Source organism: Kineococcus xinjiangensis (assembly GCF_002934625.1).
Lineage (GTDB): Bacteria > Actinomycetota > Actinomycetes > Actinomycetales > Kineococcaceae > Kineococcus_A > Kineococcus_A xinjiangensis.
This window is the reverse complement of record NZ_PTJD01000012.1, coordinates 134,189-152,951: the sequence shown is the minus strand read 5'-3', so window position 1 is coordinate 152,951 and position 18,763 is coordinate 134,189. Positions and strand designations below refer to the sequence as shown.

Genomic DNA, 18,763 nt, shown 5'->3' with positions numbered 1-18,763 from the left:
GCGGCGACCTGCTCCAGCGTCACGTCCGGATCACGGTTGCGAGCGACCCGCACGACGTCATCGCGGAACTCGCGGGGGTAAGGCTTGGGCACAGCAACATCCTCCCAGGCTGCCTCTCGGGCAAGCCAGCGTCGGTGTCACCGGATCATGCAGCAGACCCCACTGTCTGTGCTGGCTCATCGCGTACTCGTACAGGCTCATTGCTCACCTCATGACCTCATATTCACCCAGCATTGCGGCACCGAATGCCGGATCGTCCTCCTCAAATTGTGGTGGCTGACGAGGCAGGTCGAGCCCTTTGCACTTCATACGAGGCCAGACAGCCGCTCCGTCTCAGATGGATCTGCCATCGCGTGGTCGACGAGATGCCCGTCCTCCCACCGCCAGGTGCCGGACTCGTGCCGTTCGATCCACCAGCGGACCATCGTCGTCACTGGCGGCCGGTACTGGACGTCAGGGATCTCGAGAGTCTCGGTGATGTTGGCGACGAGCGACTCCCCTCGCTCTGCCCCGCCAGCCGATGGGCTCTCGGTGCAGCCGATGGCCACGACGCTGCCGTGCATCGTCCCCGCAACCGGCACCCAGGTGGGGAACATCAGCTCCTCCACTCCGCTGACGACCAGGTGGCTGGTGTAAGCGTCCAGAGACTGCGCAACAGTCAGCAGCCGGGTCGCCGGCGTGCAGAGGACGTCGCTCCACATCTCCCCGTCAGCACCGTCATGCCAGGCGAACCACTCCACAGTCTCCTGCGAGGGGGTCACACCGTGAGGCGCCCATGCTGCCCGTAGGTCGGCCTCCGCCACACCGCGACGTAAGCGACTGGCGATGGGCATGTTCTGGGCACGCCAGGCCGCTTCCAGACGCGCCAAGAGCACCGGCAGCTCGCCCACCAGCTGACCTCCTCGTGCACTCCGACAGTCCCCACCTGTCAGCATTCCAGGGACCAGCCGGGACAGTCATGCCGTCAATCTCTAGCTCGGGTCCTGCCTGGGCCGATCAGTCGGGTGGCCTGCCGGGTCGAGCGGCTTGGGCCTCGCCGCTGGGGCCGTGAGCCAGCGTCGAGATGCGGCCACCTCAGGCAGCGACGAGGACACGGCTCCCAGCCCTGCTCCTAGACCGATCCCTCCTCCAGGCCTGCTACCGGTGAGCGGGCCTGGCCGTGCCACGAGTGCCGCCCGAGCACGCCGGGCCTGGGTGGGTCGGAAGCTTCCTATAGCGGCAGCGCCACGCCACTTGGGCCGCTGTCGAGCACCCACACGCCTCCGCCACTCTCCGAGCCCCCAGCGACAGCAGGCAGCCGCCGGCCCAGGGGCCGACGCGGAGCGGCGCAGCCCGGGGCCGGCGGCTGCCCGGCCCGCGCAGCGGGCCGCTTGACTAACAAGAGCTCAACTCAGCAGGCTGGGGGTTCCTTGTAGGGACATGCCTCAGACGAAAATCTTGACCTGCACCCGAGGTGGCGAACCGGTTTAAGCGGCAACTTGAACACGGATATGAATACAGGGCGACACGCCTCCGGCATCCTCACCAAACGACAATGACAATGAGAGCGGGCACTAAATGAGCGAGCTGACGCTCGGGCGATCGCTTATCGAAAAGCATGCCCTTGAGGCTCAAAGGCGCACGGCGCTCGGTGGATTTAACCTAGCTTTCGCGCGGTCGCGCCTGAATGAACTCCTGGCCGCTATTGGGCGAACACCACAGTTCGCTACATATACCCGCCATGACATCACGCATATCGACGCGCTGCTCGAGGCCACCGACTGGCTGATTCCCGAAACGACAAAGCAACATTTGACGATCGCCGACAGTTTGCTGATAACGCTTTCCATTTATTTCCATGACCTTGGAATGCTTGTGACAAGGGATGAGTACCTTGCTCGAGCTTCAAGCAAGTTTCCTGAATTTACGACTTCAATCATGGAAGATGAATCATCGCGAGGCATCGATCTCCGCGAACGTCTCGACGCCTTGCCGGAAGACGAGCGTGAGCAATTTTTGTATGAAGAGTTCGTTCGAACGAACCATGCTGAACGCGTAGAGGCATGGATTCGTGGCGATGACCACAAGCCTCTTGGCGTCGCAGATGCCGCCGCGGAAGCCGTTCAGGATATTGTGGCTGGACTTGACCCGGTCATACGCGACGACATTGCTATTGTCGCCCGAAGCCACCACATGAACGACTTGCATGATACGACCAAGTATCGCGTTAATCGCGCGTATGGCGGTGATGCTGAGGACATGGCGAATGTTCAGTACGCAGCCGCAATTCTGCGCACTGTTGATCTGATCCACATCAGCCGTGATAGAACACCCGCCATTCAGTATCGTTTGGCTAGCCCCAAAGATCCCATGGGGCAAAGGGAGTGGAAAAAGCAGCAGTCAATCAGAGCCGTAAGGCCCGCAGACACGCCCGACGGTGACTTGTCGGACACCATCGAGGTTCACGCTAGATTTGCAAGTCCAGATGGCTTTTTTCCTTTGATGGAGTACCTAGACTACGCGGAAAAGGAACTCCGACAGACGCGATCTTGGATAGAGATGGCTGCAGGCTGTTCGCCTCGCGCTATGCGATACATCTTTCCATGGCACTCGATCGATCGAAGCAGTATTGAGACGGAAAATTTTGACCCCCGCCATTACGCATTTACGTTCGATCAAGAAAAGGTTCTGGAGCTACTAACAGGGCACACGCTCTACAATGATGCGAGCGTTGCCATACGAGAAATCGTACAAAATTCGATTGACGCCGTTCGTCTCGCCCGATTGCGCAGCCAATCGCGCCCGGCGGACGCCGATGTCGCCGACATTGAGATCTCATTCGACACCGAAAGCCGTCGCCTTACCGTTGTGGATCACGGGGTCGGCATGTCTCAATCCACCATCGAAAATCACTTTCTTAAGGTGGGTTCATCAAGCTATCAGACAAAGGAGTTCAAAGAGCATTACCCGAACTTCAACTCGATTTCAAGGTTTGGGATTGGCGTCCTTTCAACCTTTATGATCGCCGACGAGGTGCATGTCGGCACTCGCGCGATCGGCGAAGCCAGGGGCTTTGAACTGGTACTGCGGAGCGTGCACGGCCGATACCTAATCAAGACGCTGTCGCGCGAGTCACTTTTCGATAAGCTGATCGGTGAACACGGCACCGTCATGCAGCTTCGCTTACGCGCCAGCTCTGATGTTAATGAGGGCATCCGCGAGTTGCTCAACCGTTGGATTGTCGTTCCTGGATGTTCAATTACCGTTTCAGTTGATGGCGATCAACCAACAATGGTCGGCGGCCAAAATGTTGGCACTGCCCTAAAAGAAGCACTTGCGAAGTCGGTCAAGCCGAGCGCCCTCATTGAGGTATTTACATACCATGAGGGTCAAGCAAGCATGGCTATCGCCAAACAATGGAATCCCATCTATCGCGAGTGGGAACTTGTGCTCCAAGGAGGGGAAGAAGACCAGTACACTTCAACGAGCATGATCGGCAGCTATGAATCGCCTCTGACTGGCGAGGTGGCCGGCGGCGTATGCATCCAAGGCATCCATGTAACACCCGATGTTCCGGGTTTTGGCGGTGGTCGCCCGGTGGCGCTGATTAACTTCAATGGGCCTGAGGCACCGACCACGAATGTTGCGCGGACCGAACTAGAGGCGGGGCAGTCATTCGATCAGCTTGTAGGGTTCGTGTATCGAGCGATCGTAAGCTGCCTAATGGATCAGTTGCCAGCTTTGACGGAACGGGTATCGGAGCGCTTTGCGCTGCGCGAGATTGCAATCCTCTTCGAAGGAAGCTTGCAGGCAAATACTCAGATTCATGTCACGGATCTTGCCCGCCTGCGCGATGTATTGCTGCAGTTTCCGTTGGTCGCGTGTGAAGAGGGGCGCGAGTTTAAGGCCAAGACCGGCAGAGACCTGGAAGGGAGTGGATTCCTGGTCATCGTGGGGCCCGCCGCTGATGACGCTTCGCGATTTCTCGAATGGGCACCTAATGACATGGGTCTTCTTAATCTATTGCAGGCGGGGGGGCTGTTGCAAGATTTGCCCTCGGGCGACATTCCCTTAATGGCTGATCACTCCGCGCTATTTAGCTACTTTGCCATGTTGTGGAATCACTTTGAGCCAGTGAAGCTTCAAGCACTTCAAGGCATTTCCAGCATTGCCCTAGAGTTGCAAGTCGTCGATAATCGATGGTTTTCAGAGGGCCCGTACTGGCGTCGTATACGTGATCGCCAAGCCCCGCTTCGAGACGTGTTGTCTCGCTTGGATCGGCGTGGTCGAAATCGACTCGATCGACGCTTCTACTCCACCCACACTAACGTTTACGCCGTAAGCGACTCGGTACATATTGCTGGCTTGGAAGATTTTGATGCGCTGATTCTTGGGTCAGTGCGGCTTTACCTTCCCCAATCGCCGCAGTCGCGAGTGGCGCGACAGTTGAACGAGGGAGTAGCCAGTGGTGATGATACGTCTGTACTGCAGTTCGCCATCCTCTCCTTACTATGCGATCTCTATGCGCAGGCGAAACTTGAGCATCACCCGGAGCCACTCGATGTTGGTGTCGATGCCGCGCTCCTTGAATGGATGGATCAACATTCAACTCAAGATTGGCAGGCGCAGCAGGGCCTGCGTGGCCTTATTGGACTCGAAGGTCATGGCCCTATCTGGACGGCGGCAAGCGCTTGGCAACGGCGTCGGAGTGCCGATTAGGAGGAGGGATGAACGAAACCGCAGCACTTCGGCCCTACTTGACGCTTTAGGTGTCGTATAGATTGATACCGGGTAGGGCACTAGTTGCCGCGGATCATCATCGTAGCCCCTAACCCTATCCGGCACGATTGGAGCAATATGGGGCGCCAGGGTAGCTCCCCGAAACATTCGCCCAATTTGATGTTTCAGGGCGCGCACGGTGCCTTTAGATTCCTTCGCGGTCTTCACCTTGCTCTTGCTTTGCTTGGTCATATAGGTGATCGGCCACGTCGGGGCTAGAACGCTCGAGCTCGTTGAATCGCGAAGTCATTTGGGTCAGTGCTTCGTGAAGATCCCGTGCGACGAGGTTTTGATCTCGGCAGATGATCATGAAGAGGTCTAGGTCGCGCTTAAGTGCGGCATACTCCGCCCCCGAACGCTTGTGTTCTTGAGCCTGCTCGGAAAACCTGAAGAATGTCTGCAAGGCGGCCAATGTAGCGGCGGCGAACGACACGGCTCCGGTTGCGATAATCCACGGCAGACCCGGCTTGGTGGCCAGAGTGGCAAACGTTGCGCTCCCTACAGCGCTTGAGAGGATCACCACTGGCGCACCAAGCTGAATGTTTCTTTGCGCAGCGCTTTTGCCCGCAAGAAAATGGGCTCGGGCGGCTCGGTGCGCTCGGCGACGAAGTCGCTCGGCCAGTGTTGCGACGTCGTGAAGTTTGGCCTGCGCGCTAGCTGCCATCTGATTGCGCTGAGATTGATTTTCGGCCACGACTGCCCCGCTTTTCGGCTTGGATAGAATTCATGTAGTTGCTTGAATGAAGATCGCCGTAACACGGCTGTTGAGCCGCGGTTATTGACTAGGTGTCAACACTTGATGAGCTTCACTCTTTCGACATAGCCACGTCACCTAGAGGAGTCTTTTGCGTCCAGAAAGTTTGACCGTCATGATCGCGGATCGCCGGACTGTTCTGATGCTTGAGAGCATCGAGCAATCGCTGAGCGAAGATCTGATGCACATGCCGTCTAATCTCTGTCGGCCACAGCCATTTAAAGGAGCTGGCCTCACTATTGGTGGTTAGCCGCCCACCGATACTGTGTGCCAAAAACACAAGCGCAAGGACACCTCGGGCATGGTTCTTGTATACGCCGGTTAGCCTTTGTATAGAAATCTCTAATCCCGTCTCCTCACATACTTCACGGCGCAGGCCCTCCTCAATCCTCTCGTTGAGCATGAGCGCCCCGCCCGGCGGTTCCCAGCGCCCGTTGTCCGCGCGCTGGATGACCAGTACCCGCCCCTGGTCGTCGACGATGGCGGCGGCGACGCTGACGGAATGCAGGCCGTCTTCTCCGGTCATGGTGCTCGCGCTCCATTCGCTCGGGGACGTCGCCACGGTAGCCTGGCATATCTGTACGAGTGAAGGAGTCGTCGTGCTGCCGAGCTTGGATCCGGGGAGCGATCGGGCGGTCTTCCGCCAGATCGCCGACCACCTGCGCGAGGCGATCAAGCGCGGTGACCTGCGCGAGGGCGAGAAGCTGCCGTCCGAGGCGGCGCTGATGAAGCACTACGGCGTCGCCCGCGGCACCGTCCGCCAGGCCCTCCAGCTCCTCCAGTCCGAGGGCGTGGCAGCCGCCGAGCACGGCCGCGGTGTCTTCGTCCGCCCCCGCCCTCCTGTGCGCCGACTGGCGTCCGACCGCTTTGCCCGCCGACATCGTGAGCGCGGACAAGCCGCCTTCATGGCGGAGAGCGAGGCCAGCGGCCGGCGCCCCAGCGTGGACATGCTCACCGTCACCCAAGCCGCTCCCCCGCTCGACATCGCCGAGCGACTGAAGCTCGACGAGGGCACCGCCACTGTCGTGCGCCGGCGGCGTTACCTGCACGATGGGCACCCCGTCGAGGTCGCCACCTCGTACCTGCCGGCGGACATCGCCACCGGCACGAAGATCGGCGAGCCGGACCCCGGCCCCGGCGGCATCTACGCCCGCCTGGAGGAGCTCGGCCACCGCCTCGACCACTTCGACGAGCAGATCGAGGCCCGCATGCCCACCGCCGAGGAGAGCCGCGTGCTCGCCTTGGCCTCCGGGGTACCGGTGTTCCACCTGATCCGCACCGCCTACGACACCGACGGCAGGCCCGTGGAGGTCTGCGACACGGTGATGGCGGCGGACTCCTTCGTGCTGTCGTACACGCTGCCCGCGTCCTGACGCGCGGCTCCCCACCTTGACAGTCAGTGCTGCCACCACTACACCGTTACCTACTCGTCTAGACGAGTAGGCGAGCAGACATCAGTGGAGGCAGCCATGCAGCGCTCGTTCGAGGTGGACAGCGAGACGACGTTCCCGTACGGGGTCGCGATGATCGGTGAGGTCCGCCAGGTGCTCGACTTCGACCGCTCGACGAAGGAGCGGCCCGTACAGGCCGCCGACGACAACGGCCTGCTCATGTGGCAGGTGGAGGTCCTGGACCTGGACCCCGACGCCCGCCAGCGCACGCTCAAGGTGAAGATCGCTGCCCCGGTGCAGCCGGTCCCGCCCGCCGCCCCGGAAGGCGTGCCGTTCCGGCCGGTCGTCTTCGAGAAGCTGACCGTCACCCCGTACGTCGACACCAACGGGCAGCGCCCCCGGCAGGCGTTCTCCCTCAAGGCGTCGGGCATGCGCGCTCCTGGTGCGCGCCAGGCCGCACCCAAGGCAGCCTGACGATGGCCCGGCAGATGGCGGCGTGGGAGCCGCGACGTGGTGACCCGGTGCTCGTGGCAACCCGCCGGCCGCAGGAGCCGAGCCTGGCCGCTCGGGTGCTGCAGAACGTCGGGCGGCTGCTGTGGTGGGCGGTGCGCTACCCGTACCTGTCGCTGCCGCTGCTGGCCGCCGCGTGGATCGGCCGGCAGTTCGGCCCGCTCCCCCTCGCTCTGGTGCTCACCGTCGTCACCGCCGCGCTGGTGCTGTGGCACCGGCACCGCCCGGCGTCGTTCGCGCGCACGTTCCTGCTGTGGCGGCGGTGGCTCCGCCGGGTGCAGTACGCGCGGCACTGGCAGCCGGCGATGGTGGGCGCGGACCTGCACGACGGGTTCGGCGGGCAGACCCAGGTGCCCCGGCTCGGCCGCGTCACCCTCACCGAGCACGGCGAGCGAGTCGAGGTGCACCTGCTGCACGGGCAGACACCGCAGCAGTTCATGGACCGCGCCGACGCCTTCGCGCACTCCTTCGTCGCGCAGCGGTGCAGCGTCCGCAGCCTCGGCACCGGACGCGTCGTCCTCGCCTTCCAGCGCGTCGACCCACTGGCCACCGTCGTCGAGCCCGCTCCCCTACCGGCCGACGGCGCGGATGTGGACCTGGCCGCGCTCCCGCTGGGGCTGCGGGAGGACGGGCGGCCGTGGACGCTCGGGCTGCTCGGCCGGCACGTCCTGCTCGCCGGATCGGCCGGTGCGGGCAAGGGCTCGTTCCTGTGGGGCATCATCCGGGCGCTGGCACCCGCGGTCACCGAGGGCCAGGTGCAGCTGTGGGGCGTCGACCCGAAGATGGGCGTCGAACTCTCCTTCGGCCGCTCGCTGTTCGCCCGCTACTGGGACGGCGACGCCACCACGACACCGGAACCCGCGTCGGACGACGACGACACCGCTCGGCGGCGTACCCGGCGCGACGACAAGCCGAGCGACCCGGCCCTGGCGGAACTGGCGCAGCTCCTCGACGACGCCGTGGCCCTCATGCAGGACCGCCTGCGCCGGATGCGTGGCACCTCCCGCTCGCACGTCCCCACCACGGCCGAGCCGCTGGTCGTCCTGGTCGTCGACGAACTGGCGTTCCTCACCGCCTACGCCGTCGACCGCGACCTCGACAAGCGGATCGACCGCTCCCTGCGCCTGCTGCTCTCACAGGGCCGCGCACCCGGCGTCCTCGTCGTGGCCGGCATCCAGGACCCCCGCAAGGAGACCCTGCCGTTCCGCGACCTGTTCACCTTCCGCGTCGCCATGCGCCTCGTCGAACCCGAGGCCGTCGACCTGGTGCTCGGCAACGGCGCCCGGCTGCGCGGAGCCCACGCCGACGCCATCGCCACCACGATGCCCGGCACCGCGTACGTCGTCCTCGACGGCGAGCCGGAACCCGTGCGCGTCCGTGCCGCCTGGATCGGCGACGACGAGCTGCGCGACCTCGCCACCCGCTACCCGGCACCCGTGCCGTTGCGGCTGGTCAAGGACGACACCGGCGAGGCCGCCGCGTGAACACCGTTGAGGCACCGGTCAAACCGAGGGGTCGCACGACGAGGGCAGAGCGGGCCCGCATGCCGCTCGCCAAGGACGTCGTGCGGGAGATCGCCGTCGAGCACGGCGTCTGCGTCAAGCCGCTCGCGATGCTCGCCGAGGACCGCGCCACCGGGGAAACCCGGATGATCGACGTCCCGTGCGGCAACACCCAGGCCGCCGTCTGCCCGCCCTGCGCGGAGAAGGCGAAGCGGCTCCGCATGGCGCAGTGTCGCGAGGGCTGGCACCTCGAGGAGGAACCGCTCCTCGACGCCGACCCGGCCACGCCCTCGCAGGAGGAACTGGTCACCGAGCGGGCCGACCGCACCGCCGAACGCACCGCAGCTCTCGCGGCCGGCGCTCCCCCGCACGTCGTCGCGGAACTCGACCAGGAACTCGCCGACCTCGACGAGCGGATCGCCGACGCAGGAATGCGGGGCTCCGTCGCCCCCGGTTCCGCGGATCGTGCCCGCCGGGTGCGCTCGACGAAGCGCCGTCAGGACGTGGCTGACCTGCCCCGTCGGCCGGTGGAGAAGCGCACCCTCGGGCGCACCTTCACCACCCCCGACGGCCGGGTGCTGCGCCCGTCGATGTTCGTCACCGTGACGCTGCCGTCCTACGGGCGGGTTCTCCCCGACGGCACCCCCGTCGACCCGGCGCGCTACGACTACCGGCGCGCCGCCCGTGACGCAATCCACTTCTCCCGGCTGCTCGACCGGTTCGTGCAGAACCTCCGCCGGGTGGCCGGCTACGAGGTGCAGTACTTCGCCGCCGTCGAGAGCCAGCGACGCCTGGCGATGCACGCTCACCTCGCCATCCGGGGAACCCTTCCCCGCGCTGAGATGCGCCAGATCGCCGCCGCCACCTACCACCAGGTGTGGTGGCCCCCGGCCGATGAGGTGCGGTACGAGGGCGACCGCATGCCGGTCTGGGACGAGGGCCTGCAGGAGTACATCGACCCGACAACCGGTGCGGCGCTGCCCACGTTCGACGACGCCCTCGACGACCTGGACGACGACGACGAGCCCATGCACGTCATCCGGTGCGGAACCCAGCTCGACGTGCAGGGGCTGCTGTCCGGCTCCCCCGACGTGGACCGGCGCATCGGGTACGTCACGAAGTACCTCACCAAGGACCTCGACGCCTGCCACGAGGCGGCCACCGACCGGCAGCGCGCCCACCTCGACCGGCTCACCACCGCCCTGCGGTACGAGCCGTGCTCCCCGACGTGCGCGAACTGGCTGCGCTACGGCATCTCTCCGCGCAACGCCCGGCCGCACGCCCGCCCCGGCTACTGCAAGGGCAAGGCACACCGCCGGAAAACCCTCGGCTACGGCGGCCGCCGCGTCCTCGTCTCGCGCAAGTGGTCCGGCAAGACCCTCGCCGACCACAAGGCCGACCGCCGCGCGTGGGTCCTCGACGCCCTCGGCATCGCGGACGGAACCGCCGACGATGCCACCGCCGACCGCTACGCCTGGCGGCCTGCCTCACCCGATGACTCCGTGCCACCGCTGGCGCACCGGCTCCTGCACGCCGTCGCGGAACGTGCCCGATGGCGGGCAGCCCTCGACGAAGCGAAACGCCGGGCCGCCGGCCAACAACCGCCCACGACCACCACCTCTCGGCAGTTCGGCACCACCCCCTCGGAAGGAGAAGCAGCATGAGCACGGACCTGGACCAGTTGATGACGATCGACGAGGTGGCGGAGTACCTCCGGGTGCCCGTCCTCACGATCCGGTGGTTGCGGCAGGAAGGGCGGTTCGCCCCGGCCGTCAAGGTGGGCCGGCGCCTGACGTGGCGGGTCGTCGACGTCGAGGCGTGGGTCGTGGCGCAACGGGAAGCGGCGTGAGCGTCCAGCGCCTCGAACGCGGCGGCAGGGTCCGCTACCGGGCGCGGGTGAAGTTCCACGGCCGGGAGGTCGCCACCCAGGTGTTCGACCGCAAGCGGGACGCGCTGGCGTGGGAGGAGGAGCAGACCCGCCGGCTGCGCACGGGTGAGTGGATCGACCCGCGCCGAGGCCGGGTGCCGCTGTCGCAGATCGCCGACGACTGGCTGGCCTCGCGCAGCACCGTGAAGCGCCGGACCCGGGAGAGCGACGAAGCGGCGTGGCGCAACTACATCGCCCCGCGCTTCGGCAACTGGCCGGCGTCCTCGCTCACCTCGGGTGAGGTGCTGGCGTGGGTGGGGCAGCTCGTCACCGACGGCAAGGCCCCGGCCACCGCGACCCGCGCGCTGGCGACGCTGCGCTCGATCCTGAACTTCGGGATGGCGGACGGGCGCTTGCACGTCAACGTCGCCGCGGCGGTCAGATCTCCCCGAGCGGGCGCGGACCGGCGAGAGGGCTACGCCCTGACCTACGACGAGCTGCACCGGCTCCGGGCGCTGTGCGCGGGACCGCAGGGGCCGGTGGCGTCGAACCGGGAGGTGGCCGCGGAGCTGGTCCTGGTCCTCGGCCTCACGGGCATGCGCTGGGGCGAGCTGGCCGGCCTCCACGTCGGGGACCTGGTGACCGTGCCGGGTCGGGGTCTACGGCTGCAGCGGACAGTCCTGGCCAGTGGGGGCGGTGGGGAGCTGTACGTCGACACCCTGAAGAACCGCCGCTCCCGCACGGTGCCGCTGGTGGAGGAGCTGCACGAGCTCGTCGACCGCCGCGCCGCCGGGCGGGCCGCCACGGACTGGCTCTTCCCCGCCCCCGCGGGTGGGCCGATGCGGGAATCCAACTGGAAGCGCCTCGTCGGCTGGACCAAGGCGGTCGAGGAGCTGGGCTACCCGACGCTGCGGGTCCACGACCTCCGCCACACCGCTGCGTCCCTCTGGCTGGGCTCCGGGGCGGACCCCAAGGTCGTCCAGGCGGTGCTGGGGCACGCCACCGCGGCGATGACGATGGACGTCTACGGCCACCTCATCGCGGCCAACCTGTGGGAGGCCGCCCGCCGGGTCGGGGGCAGCACTGGGGGCACCACGGGGGCACACGCCCCCTCGGAGGTCACCCGGATCCAGGCAGCGAAGAGCCCCGCAGGTCTGTGACCTGCGGGGCTGCTCTGAGCCGCCTCGGGGAATCGAACCCCGGACCTACGCATTACGAGTGCGTCGCTCTGGCCGACTGAGCTAAGGCGGCACGTGCCGCGGACGGCACGTCGTCGAGCATACAAGACGCCACGGCCGCGCACTCACCCGCGCCCCCGCGCAGCGGTGGTGGCGCACCGCCGGAGGTTGACCGACCCGGCGCGCGCTCGTAGGGTCCGGGCATCCCGACCACTCCCGATGACGAGAGCGCGGTCCCTCGATGAATCGTTCCACCTCCGCGGGCGGCCCCCAGGGCCTCCCCAGCCGCCGCACCACCCTCCTCGGCGCCCTCGCCACGACGGGACTGACCTTGGCCCTGCCGGCACCCGCCGCCTCCGCCGCGGCCCCCACCGTCAGCCACCTGCTCACCACCACGCTGACCCGCAACGGCCGCACCGCGCTGACCTACACCGGCTACATGAACGGCGAGTCCTTCCAGCAGGACGGCATCACCACCTACCGGGGCTGGCAGTACGCCGCCTTCTGGGACGAGTCCGGCTACGTCAACGTCTCCCGCCGCAAGCTGCCGACGGGGGCCTGGCAGAACGTGCAGCTCACGGACTACCGCACCACCTCCACCGACTCGCACAACACCATCAGCATCGGCATCTGCCCCGCCGACGGCACGCTCCACCTCGCCTACGACATGCACTCCTCGCAGCTGCGCTACCGCCGCTCGGCGGCCGGGCTGCTGAACTCCCCCGACACGGCGTCGTGGACCCGGTCGAGCTTCGGCCCCAACACCAACGGCCTCACCGGCACCCCGCTGGAGACCGTCACCTACCCCCAGTTCATGGCCACCCCCGAGGGCGCCCTCCAGCTCGCGATCCGCACCGGCCTCAGCGGCGCCGGCGACGAGGTCCTCTTCGAGTACTCCAACCGGACGTGGACGAGGATCGGCACGTTCATCAACGGCACCGCGGGCGACGACAACCCCTACCTGTTCGGGATCGAGTACGACACCACCGGCCTGCTCCACGTCACCTGGTGCGTGCGCGAGACCCCGAACCCCAGCACCAACCACGACCTCTACTACGCCTACAGCCGCGACCGGGGCCGCACCTGGCGCAACAACGCCGGCACCGTCGTGGCGACCACGGGCAGCTCACCGCTCATCGCCGACACGGCCGGCCTGCGCGTGTGGTCCATCGCCCAGAACCGCGGGCTCATCAACCAGGAGTCCATGGTCGTCGACTCCGCCGGCCACGTGCACGTCCTCGCCTCCCACCTGCCCGCCGGTGCCGCCAGCACCAGCGACTTCACCGCCGCCCGGGAGCAGGCGGTGCTGGTGCACTACCGGCGCGACAAGGCCTCCAAGGCGTGGAGCCAGACGTACACGCCGTTCCTGGAGCGCTCCAGCCGCGGCGACATCGGCGTCGACGCGCAGGACAACCTCTACGTCGTCAGCGGCGACTCCAAGACCCGCAAGCTGCACCTCCAGACCGCCTCCCGCGCCTCCGGCTGGAAGGACTGGGCGCTGCGCTGGACCTCCTCCCCCGACTACTACTCCGACCCGCTCCTGGACCACCCGCGCCTGCGCAGCGAGGGCGTCGTGAGCTTCTTCACCCCCCGCTACGGCGGCAGCGTGATCGAGGTCCAGGACTGGCGCGCCACCCCCTGACGGCGGGCGCGGCGCGTCACTCGCAGCGGGCGCCGTCCTCGGGCAGCTCCCCCGCCAGCAGGTACGCGTCCACGGCGGTGTCCACGCACCGGCTGCCGAAGCGGTAGGCCGTGTGCCCGTCCCCCTCGTACGTCAGCAGGTGCCCGGAGTCGAGCTGCTCGGCGAGGCCGACCGCCCACTCGTAGGGCGTCGCGGAGTCGCGCGTGGTGCCGACCACGAGGATCGGGTCGGCACCGGGCGCGCGCACCGGCTCCCGCTCCCCCTTGGCGGGGAACGGCCACGTCGAGCACGGCAGGGAGCTCCAGCCGAGGAAGCGGCCGAACGTCGGGGAGAGCTCCTCCAGGGCCTCCGCGTCGCGGGCGATGTCCGCGCGGGTGTCGGTGTCGCCGCGGTCCAGGCAGTTCACCGCGTAGATGACGGACGTGGCGTTGTCCGCGTACGTCCCGTCGGGGCGGCGGTGCGCGTAGGCGTCGGCCAGCGCCAGCAGCGGGCCGCCGTCGCCGCGCTCGGCGGCGGTGAGGGCCGCGGTGAGCTGCGGCCACAGCGACTCCGCGTACAGCGGCTGCGCGATGCCCAGGTAGGCCAGGCCCTGGGTGAGCTCCCGGTCGCCGCCCGTCGGCAGCGGCTGCGCGTCGAGGCGCTCCAGCAGCTCCCGCACCTGCCGGGCACCGTCGTCCGGAGTGCCGCTCAGGGGGCACTCCTCCAGCTCCAGGCACGCCTCCACGTAGGCCCGCAGGGCACGCTCGAAGCCCGCGGCCTGCCCGGCGTTGACCTCGTCGCTGGTGAGGGAGGGGTCCATCGCCCCGTCCAGGACGAGGCGACCCACCCGCTGCGGGAACAGCTCCGCGTAGGCGGCGCCGAGGAACGTCCCGTACGACTTGCCCAGGTAGGTGAGCTTCTCGTCGCCCAGCGCCGCGCGCAGCACGTCCAGGTCGCGGGCGACGCTCTCGGTGTCGACGTGCGCGGCGAGCGCACCGCCGTTCTCGGCGCAGCCGCGCCCCAGCTCCGCGGCGAGCGCCGCCAGCCGGTCCGCCTCGGCGGGCTCGTCGGGGGTGGGGTCCGCCGCGAGCATCGCGTCGGTCCGCTCCGGGGGCAGGCACTGCAGCGGCGCGGAGCGGCCCACCCCGCGGGGGTCGAAGCCGACGACGTCGAAGCTGTCCCGGACCGCGTCCGTGACGACCCGGTCCGCCGCCGCCGCGTACGCCACGCCGGAACCGCCCGGGCCGCCGGGGTTGAGCACCAGGGACCCCAGGCGCTCCTCGCCGCGGGCACGGACGCGCAGCACCGACACCGACGTGCGCGGCCCCGCCGGGTCGGCGTGGTCCACCGGCACGCTCAGCTGGGCGCACTCCGCACCCTCACCGCACGGCGCCCACTCCAGCCGCTGCCCGTAGAAGGGCGCCAGGTCCGGGTCGCTCGCCGGCTCCCCCGCGGGCAGGGACGACGGCGCCGCCGGTGGCGAGGGCTCCGGCAGGCCGTCCCCGAACGCCGAGCAGGAGCCCACGGCGCCCGCGACGACGGCCGCCGCCGCGACGCGCCACCACAGGGAGCGCTCGCTCACCGGTCCCCCCGCGGCCCGGGCCGGGCCGGCACGAACTCCAGCGCCATCGCCTCCACCGCCAGCAGTGGCGCCACGTTGCCCGCGAGGCGGGTGCGGGCGGTGCGGATCGCGTCGATGCGGCGCATGGTGTCCTCCGCGCTGCTGGCGCGCGCCAGGCGCTCCACCTCCGCGCGCTGGTCGCCGTTGACGAGCTCCACGGCCGCCCCGAGCTGCACGACGAGCACGTCCCGGAACAACCCGAGCAGGTCCACGAGGGCCCGGTCGAGGGCGTCGGTCTGGCTGCGGCGGGCGCGGCGCTTCTGGTCGTCCTCCAGCTGGCGGACCTGCGCGCGCACCGCAGGCGGTGGGGTGGCGGAACCCTCCGCGCCCAGCGCCCGCATCAGCGCCGCCCGCTCCGTGGCGTCCCGCTCCGCCGTCGCGGCCTTGGCCTCCTCCTGCGCCACCTCCACCAGTTCCCCGGCCGCGATGACCGCACGGCCCACCCCGTCGGCGCGCGAGGGCAGGCGCAGCACGTCACGGCGGCGGATCCGCGCGCCCTCGTCGCGGGCGAGGCGGCGGGCGAAGCCGATGTGGCTCTGCGCGGCCCGCGCGGCGAACTCCGCCATCGCCGGGTCCACCCCGTCGCGGCGCTGCAGCAGCTCCGCCACCGCCGAGGCCGGCGGCACCCGCAGCGGCACGTGCCGGCAGCGGGAGCGGATGGTGCGCAGCACGTCGTCCACGTTCGGCGCGCACAGCAGCCACACCGTCTGCTCCGGCGGCTCCTCGATGCTCTTCAGCAGCGTGTTGCCGGACGTCTCGTTGAGGCGGTCCGCGTCCTCCACGACCACCACCCGCCAGCGCCCCAGGGACGGGCGGCGGTGGGCGACGGCGATGAGGGGCTCCACGTCCTCACGGCGGATCTGCGTGTGCTCGGTGGCGAAGACGTCCACGTCGGCGTGCGTGCCCGCCAGCGCCGTGCGGCAGCCGGAGCAGCGCCCGCAGCCGGGCGGCGCGGTGTCGTCCTCGCAGTGCAGGGCCGCGGCGAACGCGCGGGCGGCCGTGGAGCGCCCCGACCCCGGCGGGCCCGTCAGCAGCCAGGCGTGCGTCATGCCCGCCGCCTCCGCCCCCGCTGCCGCCGCCTGCGTCGTCCCGCCCCCGCGGGCCAGCCGGGAGCGCGCCGCCGCGGCGGCCGCCGCGAGCACCGCCACCGCCGGGCCCTGCCCGACGACGTCACGCCACACGCCCTGCGGCTCGGCGGTCGCCGCGGCGCTCACGAGGACGCCCCCGTCGCGGGCTGCGAGGCGGGCCGGGGCGCGGCGGTCGCGCCGGCGGGCCCCGTCCCGGCGCTCGTGGTGGAGGAGCCCAGCAGCGGCTCCAGGCGCTGCCGGATCCGGGCGGCCACGTCCTCCGGCGCCCCCGAGGCGTCCACCACCAGGTAGCGCTCCGGCTCCCGCGCCGCCAGGTCCAGGAACTGCCGCCGCACCCGCTCGTGGAACGCCACCGACTCCGCCTCCATCCGGTCGTCGCCGCCCCGGCCCGCGTCGCCGCCGCGCCGGGCCCGCGCCGTCGCCGGGTCCACGTCCAGCACCACCGTCAGGTCCGGCAGCAGCCCCTGCGTCGCCCACCGCGACAGCCGCTCCACGTCCGCCTGCTCCAGCGCCCGCCCCGCCCCCTGGTAGGCCAGGGAGGAGTCGACGTAGCGGTCGCTCACCACCACCGCCCCGCGCTCCAGGGCCGGGCGCAGCACCTCCGCCACGTGCTGCGCGCGGTCCGCGGCGAACAGCAGCGCCTCCGCCCGCGGGTCCAGCGGCTGCTTCGTCAGCAGCAGCACCTCCCGCAGCGCCACCCCCGTCACCGTCCCGCCCGGCTCCCGGCTCAGCACCACCTCACGGCCCAGCTCCTCGTGCACCCACGCCTGCAGCAGCCGCGCCTGGGTGGACTTGCCCGCCCCGTCGCCGCCCTCCAGCGCCACGAACGTCCCCGGCCACGGCGGCCGCGCGCCGCTGCGCTCCCCGGCGCTGCGCCCGCGCTCCCGCCACGCCCGCTGCAGGTCCCGGCGCAGGCTCGTGCCCGGGCGGTCGTCCATCGACCGCAGCGCCAGCACCCCCGCCGCCGTCAGCAGCAGCCCGGCGAGGCCGAACGTCAGCGCGGCGCCGTTGTAGGTCAGCGCGTGGTGCGCGGTGAAGCGCAGCGTGTGCTCCCCCAGCAGCGCCGCCAGCGCCGGTGCCGCCGCCATCACCAGCACCAGCACGATGCGGGTCACCGACCCGACGAACGCGAACGTGCGGCCCCGCACCTCGTCGTCGGCCTCCAGCCCCAGCAGGGTGAAGCCCGTCACCCACGCCACCCCGGCGCAGGCACCCAGCCCGAGGCAGAACAGGGCCGCCATCACGATGTTCGGGACGAGGCCCACCAGCAGCAGGAACCCCCCGGCCGCGGTCAGCGCCAGCGCGAACAGCCGCCGCCGCGACAGCCCCGACAGCAGCCGCGGGCCCGTCCACATCCCCAGGGCCAGCCCCGAGAACACCGCCACCGCGAGCACCCCGAAGCCGGGGTCGCCCGCGCCGAGGTCGCGCACCAGCGAGCGCCCCAGCCCGATGACGACCCCACCCGCGGCGAACGCGCCGAGCATGCCGCCGACGAGGCCGCGCAGCACCCGGTTGCGCCCGACGAAGCGCCAGCCCTCGACGATGTCGCGCCACACCGACGTGCGGGCGCCCTCCCGCCGCGGGGCGCGCGGCGGGATGTCCAGGCGCGCCACGACGAGCGCGGCGACGAGGAACGTGACGGCGTTGACGTAGAGGGCGAGGTTGACCTGGCTGCCGGCCAGCGCCGGGACGAACCCGTCCAGCACCCCCGCCAGCAGGGTGAGCGCGATGAACACCACCCCCGCCACGGGCGCGGAGCCGTACGTCGCGGCGAGGCTGACCTGGTTGGCGGCCTCCAGCTGCCGGCGCGGCACCAGGTTGGGAACCGTCGCGTCCTTCGCCGGCCCCCAGAACAGCGCCACCAGCTCGATGAGCAGGGTCGCCACGAACAGCCACGTCAGGGTGCCGACCACGGGGATCGACGCGAACAGGCCGAAGCGCAGCAGGTCCCCGACGACCATCGTGGCGCGCCGGTCGAGGCGGTCGGCCAGGGCCCCGGCGAGCGGGCCGAGCAGCGCCGCGGGCGCGATCTGGAGGATGATCACCGCGGAGACGGCGAGGTTGGCGCGGGTGTGGTCCCCGCCCGCGATCCCCGCCGCCATGCCGATCTTGGCGAAGGTCCCGAGCCAATCGCCGAAGCTGGACAGCGCCAGGGCCAGCCACAGCCGGCGGAAGGCGGTGATGGCCAGGACCGCGCGCACGTCGTGGTCGGGCACCACCTCCGCGTCCGGGCCGGTGCCCGCCGCGAGGGCCGGATCGGTGCTGCGCCCGGCCTCCCTCCCGCTGCCGGGGGCGGCGGACGGGACGGGAGGGGTGGCACTCACCCCGTCAGGGTAGATGCCGCCCGGGACAGCACCCGCCGCCGGCGCCCCCGCCCGGCACCCGTCCGGACACCCCGCCGCGCACCCGTCCGGGCGCTGCCGGAACTCCGGTGGAACCGGCGGGGCGTCCGGCGCATCCCAGGAGCATCCCG

The 18,763-nt window shown here is 69.3% G+C and carries 14 protein-coding genes and 1 tRNA gene; 8 read left to right on the top strand and 7 right to left on the bottom strand.

Annotated elements, in window-relative coordinates; genetic code table 11:
- Positions 1–305: 305 nt before the first annotated feature.
- Complete coding sequence (locus tag CLV92_RS16080; RefSeq protein WP_104434356.1) at positions 306–890, bottom strand: hypothetical protein; 585 nt, start codon at positions 888–890, stop codon at positions 306–308.
- Between the two features lie 667 nt (positions 891–1,557).
- Here CLV92_RS16080 and CLV92_RS16075 point away from each other — a divergent pair.
- A complete protein-coding gene (locus tag CLV92_RS16075) occupies positions 1,558–4,698 on the top strand; it encodes an HD domain-containing protein (RefSeq protein WP_104434354.1) in 3,141 nt (1,046 codons plus the stop codon).
- Between the two features lie 205 nt (positions 4,699–4,903).
- Here CLV92_RS16075 and CLV92_RS21070 read toward each other — a convergent pair whose 3' ends face one another.
- Positions 4,904–5,452 carry an SLATT domain-containing protein gene (locus CLV92_RS21070; protein WP_146099589.1) on the bottom strand — a complete coding sequence of 183 codons (549 nt, stop codon included), beginning with the start codon at positions 5,450–5,452 and terminating at the stop codon, positions 4,904–4,906.
- Positions 5,453–5,564: 112 nt separating this feature from the next.
- Entirely contained in the window at positions 5,565–6,038 is a 474-nt protein-coding gene (locus CLV92_RS16065; protein WP_104434350.1) for an NUDIX hydrolase, read from the bottom strand.
- A gap of 73 nt (positions 6,039–6,111) precedes the next feature.
- On the opposite strand from CLV92_RS16065, the gene CLV92_RS16060 reads away from it, so the two are divergent.
- The 6 genes from CLV92_RS16060 to CLV92_RS16035 all read left to right on the top strand — a co-directional run bounded on the left by CLV92_RS16060 (position 6,112) and on the right by CLV92_RS16035 (position 11,942).
- Positions 6,112–6,885 carry a GntR family transcriptional regulator gene (locus CLV92_RS16060; protein ID WP_211291182.1) on the top strand — a complete coding sequence of 258 codons (774 nt, stop codon included), beginning with the start codon at positions 6,112–6,114 and terminating at the stop codon, positions 6,883–6,885.
- A gap of 96 nt (positions 6,886–6,981) precedes the next feature.
- Complete coding sequence (locus CLV92_RS16055) at positions 6,982–7,377, top strand: plasmid replication, integration and excision activator (RefSeq protein ID WP_104434346.1); 396 nt, start codon at positions 6,982–6,984, stop codon at positions 7,375–7,377.
- 47 nt (positions 7,378–7,424) lie between these two features.
- A complete protein-coding gene (locus CLV92_RS16050; RefSeq protein ID WP_211291181.1) occupies positions 7,425–8,897 on the top strand; it encodes an FtsK/SpoIIIE domain-containing protein in 1,473 nt (490 codons plus the stop codon).
- A 59-nt stretch (positions 8,898–8,956) separates the two neighbouring features.
- Positions 8,957–10,579, top strand: coding sequence for a replication initiator (locus CLV92_RS16045; protein WP_104434342.1), 1,623 nt, complete (start codon positions 8,957–8,959; stop codon positions 10,577–10,579).
- Entirely contained in the window at positions 10,576–10,764 is a 189-nt protein-coding gene (locus tag CLV92_RS21565) for a helix-turn-helix transcriptional regulator (protein WP_158257287.1), read from the top strand. The genes CLV92_RS16045 and CLV92_RS21565 overlap by 4 nt, the downstream gene beginning before the upstream one ends.
- Positions 10,761–11,942 carry a tyrosine-type recombinase/integrase gene (locus tag CLV92_RS16035; RefSeq protein WP_104434338.1) on the top strand — a complete coding sequence of 394 codons (1,182 nt, stop codon included), beginning with the start codon at positions 10,761–10,763 and terminating at the stop codon, positions 11,940–11,942. Before CLV92_RS21565 ends, CLV92_RS16035 begins: the two co-directional genes overlap by 4 nt.
- Before the next feature lie 17 nt (positions 11,943–11,959).
- Here the strand turns inward: CLV92_RS16035 and CLV92_RS16030 are convergent.
- Positions 11,960–12,033, bottom strand: a tRNA-Thr gene (locus CLV92_RS16030).
- 168 nt (positions 12,034–12,201) lie between these two features.
- On the opposite strand from CLV92_RS16030, the gene CLV92_RS16025 reads away from it, so the two are divergent.
- Positions 12,202–13,602 (top strand): BNR repeat-containing protein, encoded by a 1,401-nt coding sequence (locus CLV92_RS16025; RefSeq protein WP_104434336.1) that lies wholly within the window; start codon positions 12,202–12,204, stop codon positions 13,600–13,602.
- Between the two features lie 16 nt (positions 13,603–13,618).
- Here CLV92_RS16025 and CLV92_RS16020 read toward each other — a convergent pair whose 3' ends face one another.
- From CLV92_RS16020 to tmk, 3 genes are read right to left on the bottom strand one after another with little or no spacing between them, the layout of a single operon-like run.
- Positions 13,619–15,163 carry an alpha/beta hydrolase gene (locus tag CLV92_RS16020; RefSeq protein WP_211291180.1) on the bottom strand — a complete coding sequence of 515 codons (1,545 nt, stop codon included), beginning with the start codon at positions 15,161–15,163 and terminating at the stop codon, positions 13,619–13,621.
- On the bottom strand, positions 15,160–16,416 hold the full coding sequence (locus CLV92_RS16015; protein ID WP_104434334.1) for a DNA polymerase III subunit delta': 1,257 nt from the start codon (positions 16,414–16,416) through the stop codon (positions 15,160–15,162). Before CLV92_RS16015 ends, CLV92_RS16020 begins: the two co-directional genes overlap by 4 nt.
- Positions 16,413–18,614: a dTMP kinase gene (gene tmk, locus CLV92_RS16010; protein ID WP_245886889.1), complete on the bottom strand. Its 2,202-nt coding sequence runs from the start codon at positions 18,612–18,614 to the stop codon at positions 16,413–16,415. The genes CLV92_RS16015 and tmk overlap by 4 nt, the downstream gene beginning before the upstream one ends.
- Positions 18,615–18,763: the final 149 nt, after the last annotated feature.

What these genes read in the sequence shown, in the direction of transcription:
- CLV92_RS16045 (WP_104434342.1), top strand. Translation starts at nt 8,957, where the DNA reads ATGCCGCTCGCCAAGGACGTCGTGCGGGAGATCGCCGTCGAGCACGGC.
- CLV92_RS21565 (WP_158257287.1), top strand. Translation starts at nt 10,576, where the DNA reads ATGAGCACGGACCTGGACCAGTTGATGACGATCGACGAGGTGGCGGAG.
- CLV92_RS16055 (WP_104434346.1), top strand. Translation starts at nt 6,982, where the DNA reads ATGCAGCGCTCGTTCGAGGTGGACAGCGAGACGACGTTCCCGTACGGG.
- CLV92_RS16075 (WP_104434354.1), top strand. Translation starts at nt 1,558, where the DNA reads ATGAGCGAGCTGACGCTCGGGCGATCGCTTATCGAAAAGCATGCCCTT.
- CLV92_RS16065 (WP_104434350.1), bottom strand. Translation starts at nt 6,038, where the DNA reads ATGACCGGAGAAGACGGCCTGCATTCCGTCAGCGTCGCCGCCGCCATC.
- CLV92_RS16025 (WP_104434336.1), top strand. Translation starts at nt 12,202, where the DNA reads ATGAATCGTTCCACCTCCGCGGGCGGCCCCCAGGGCCTCCCCAGCCGC.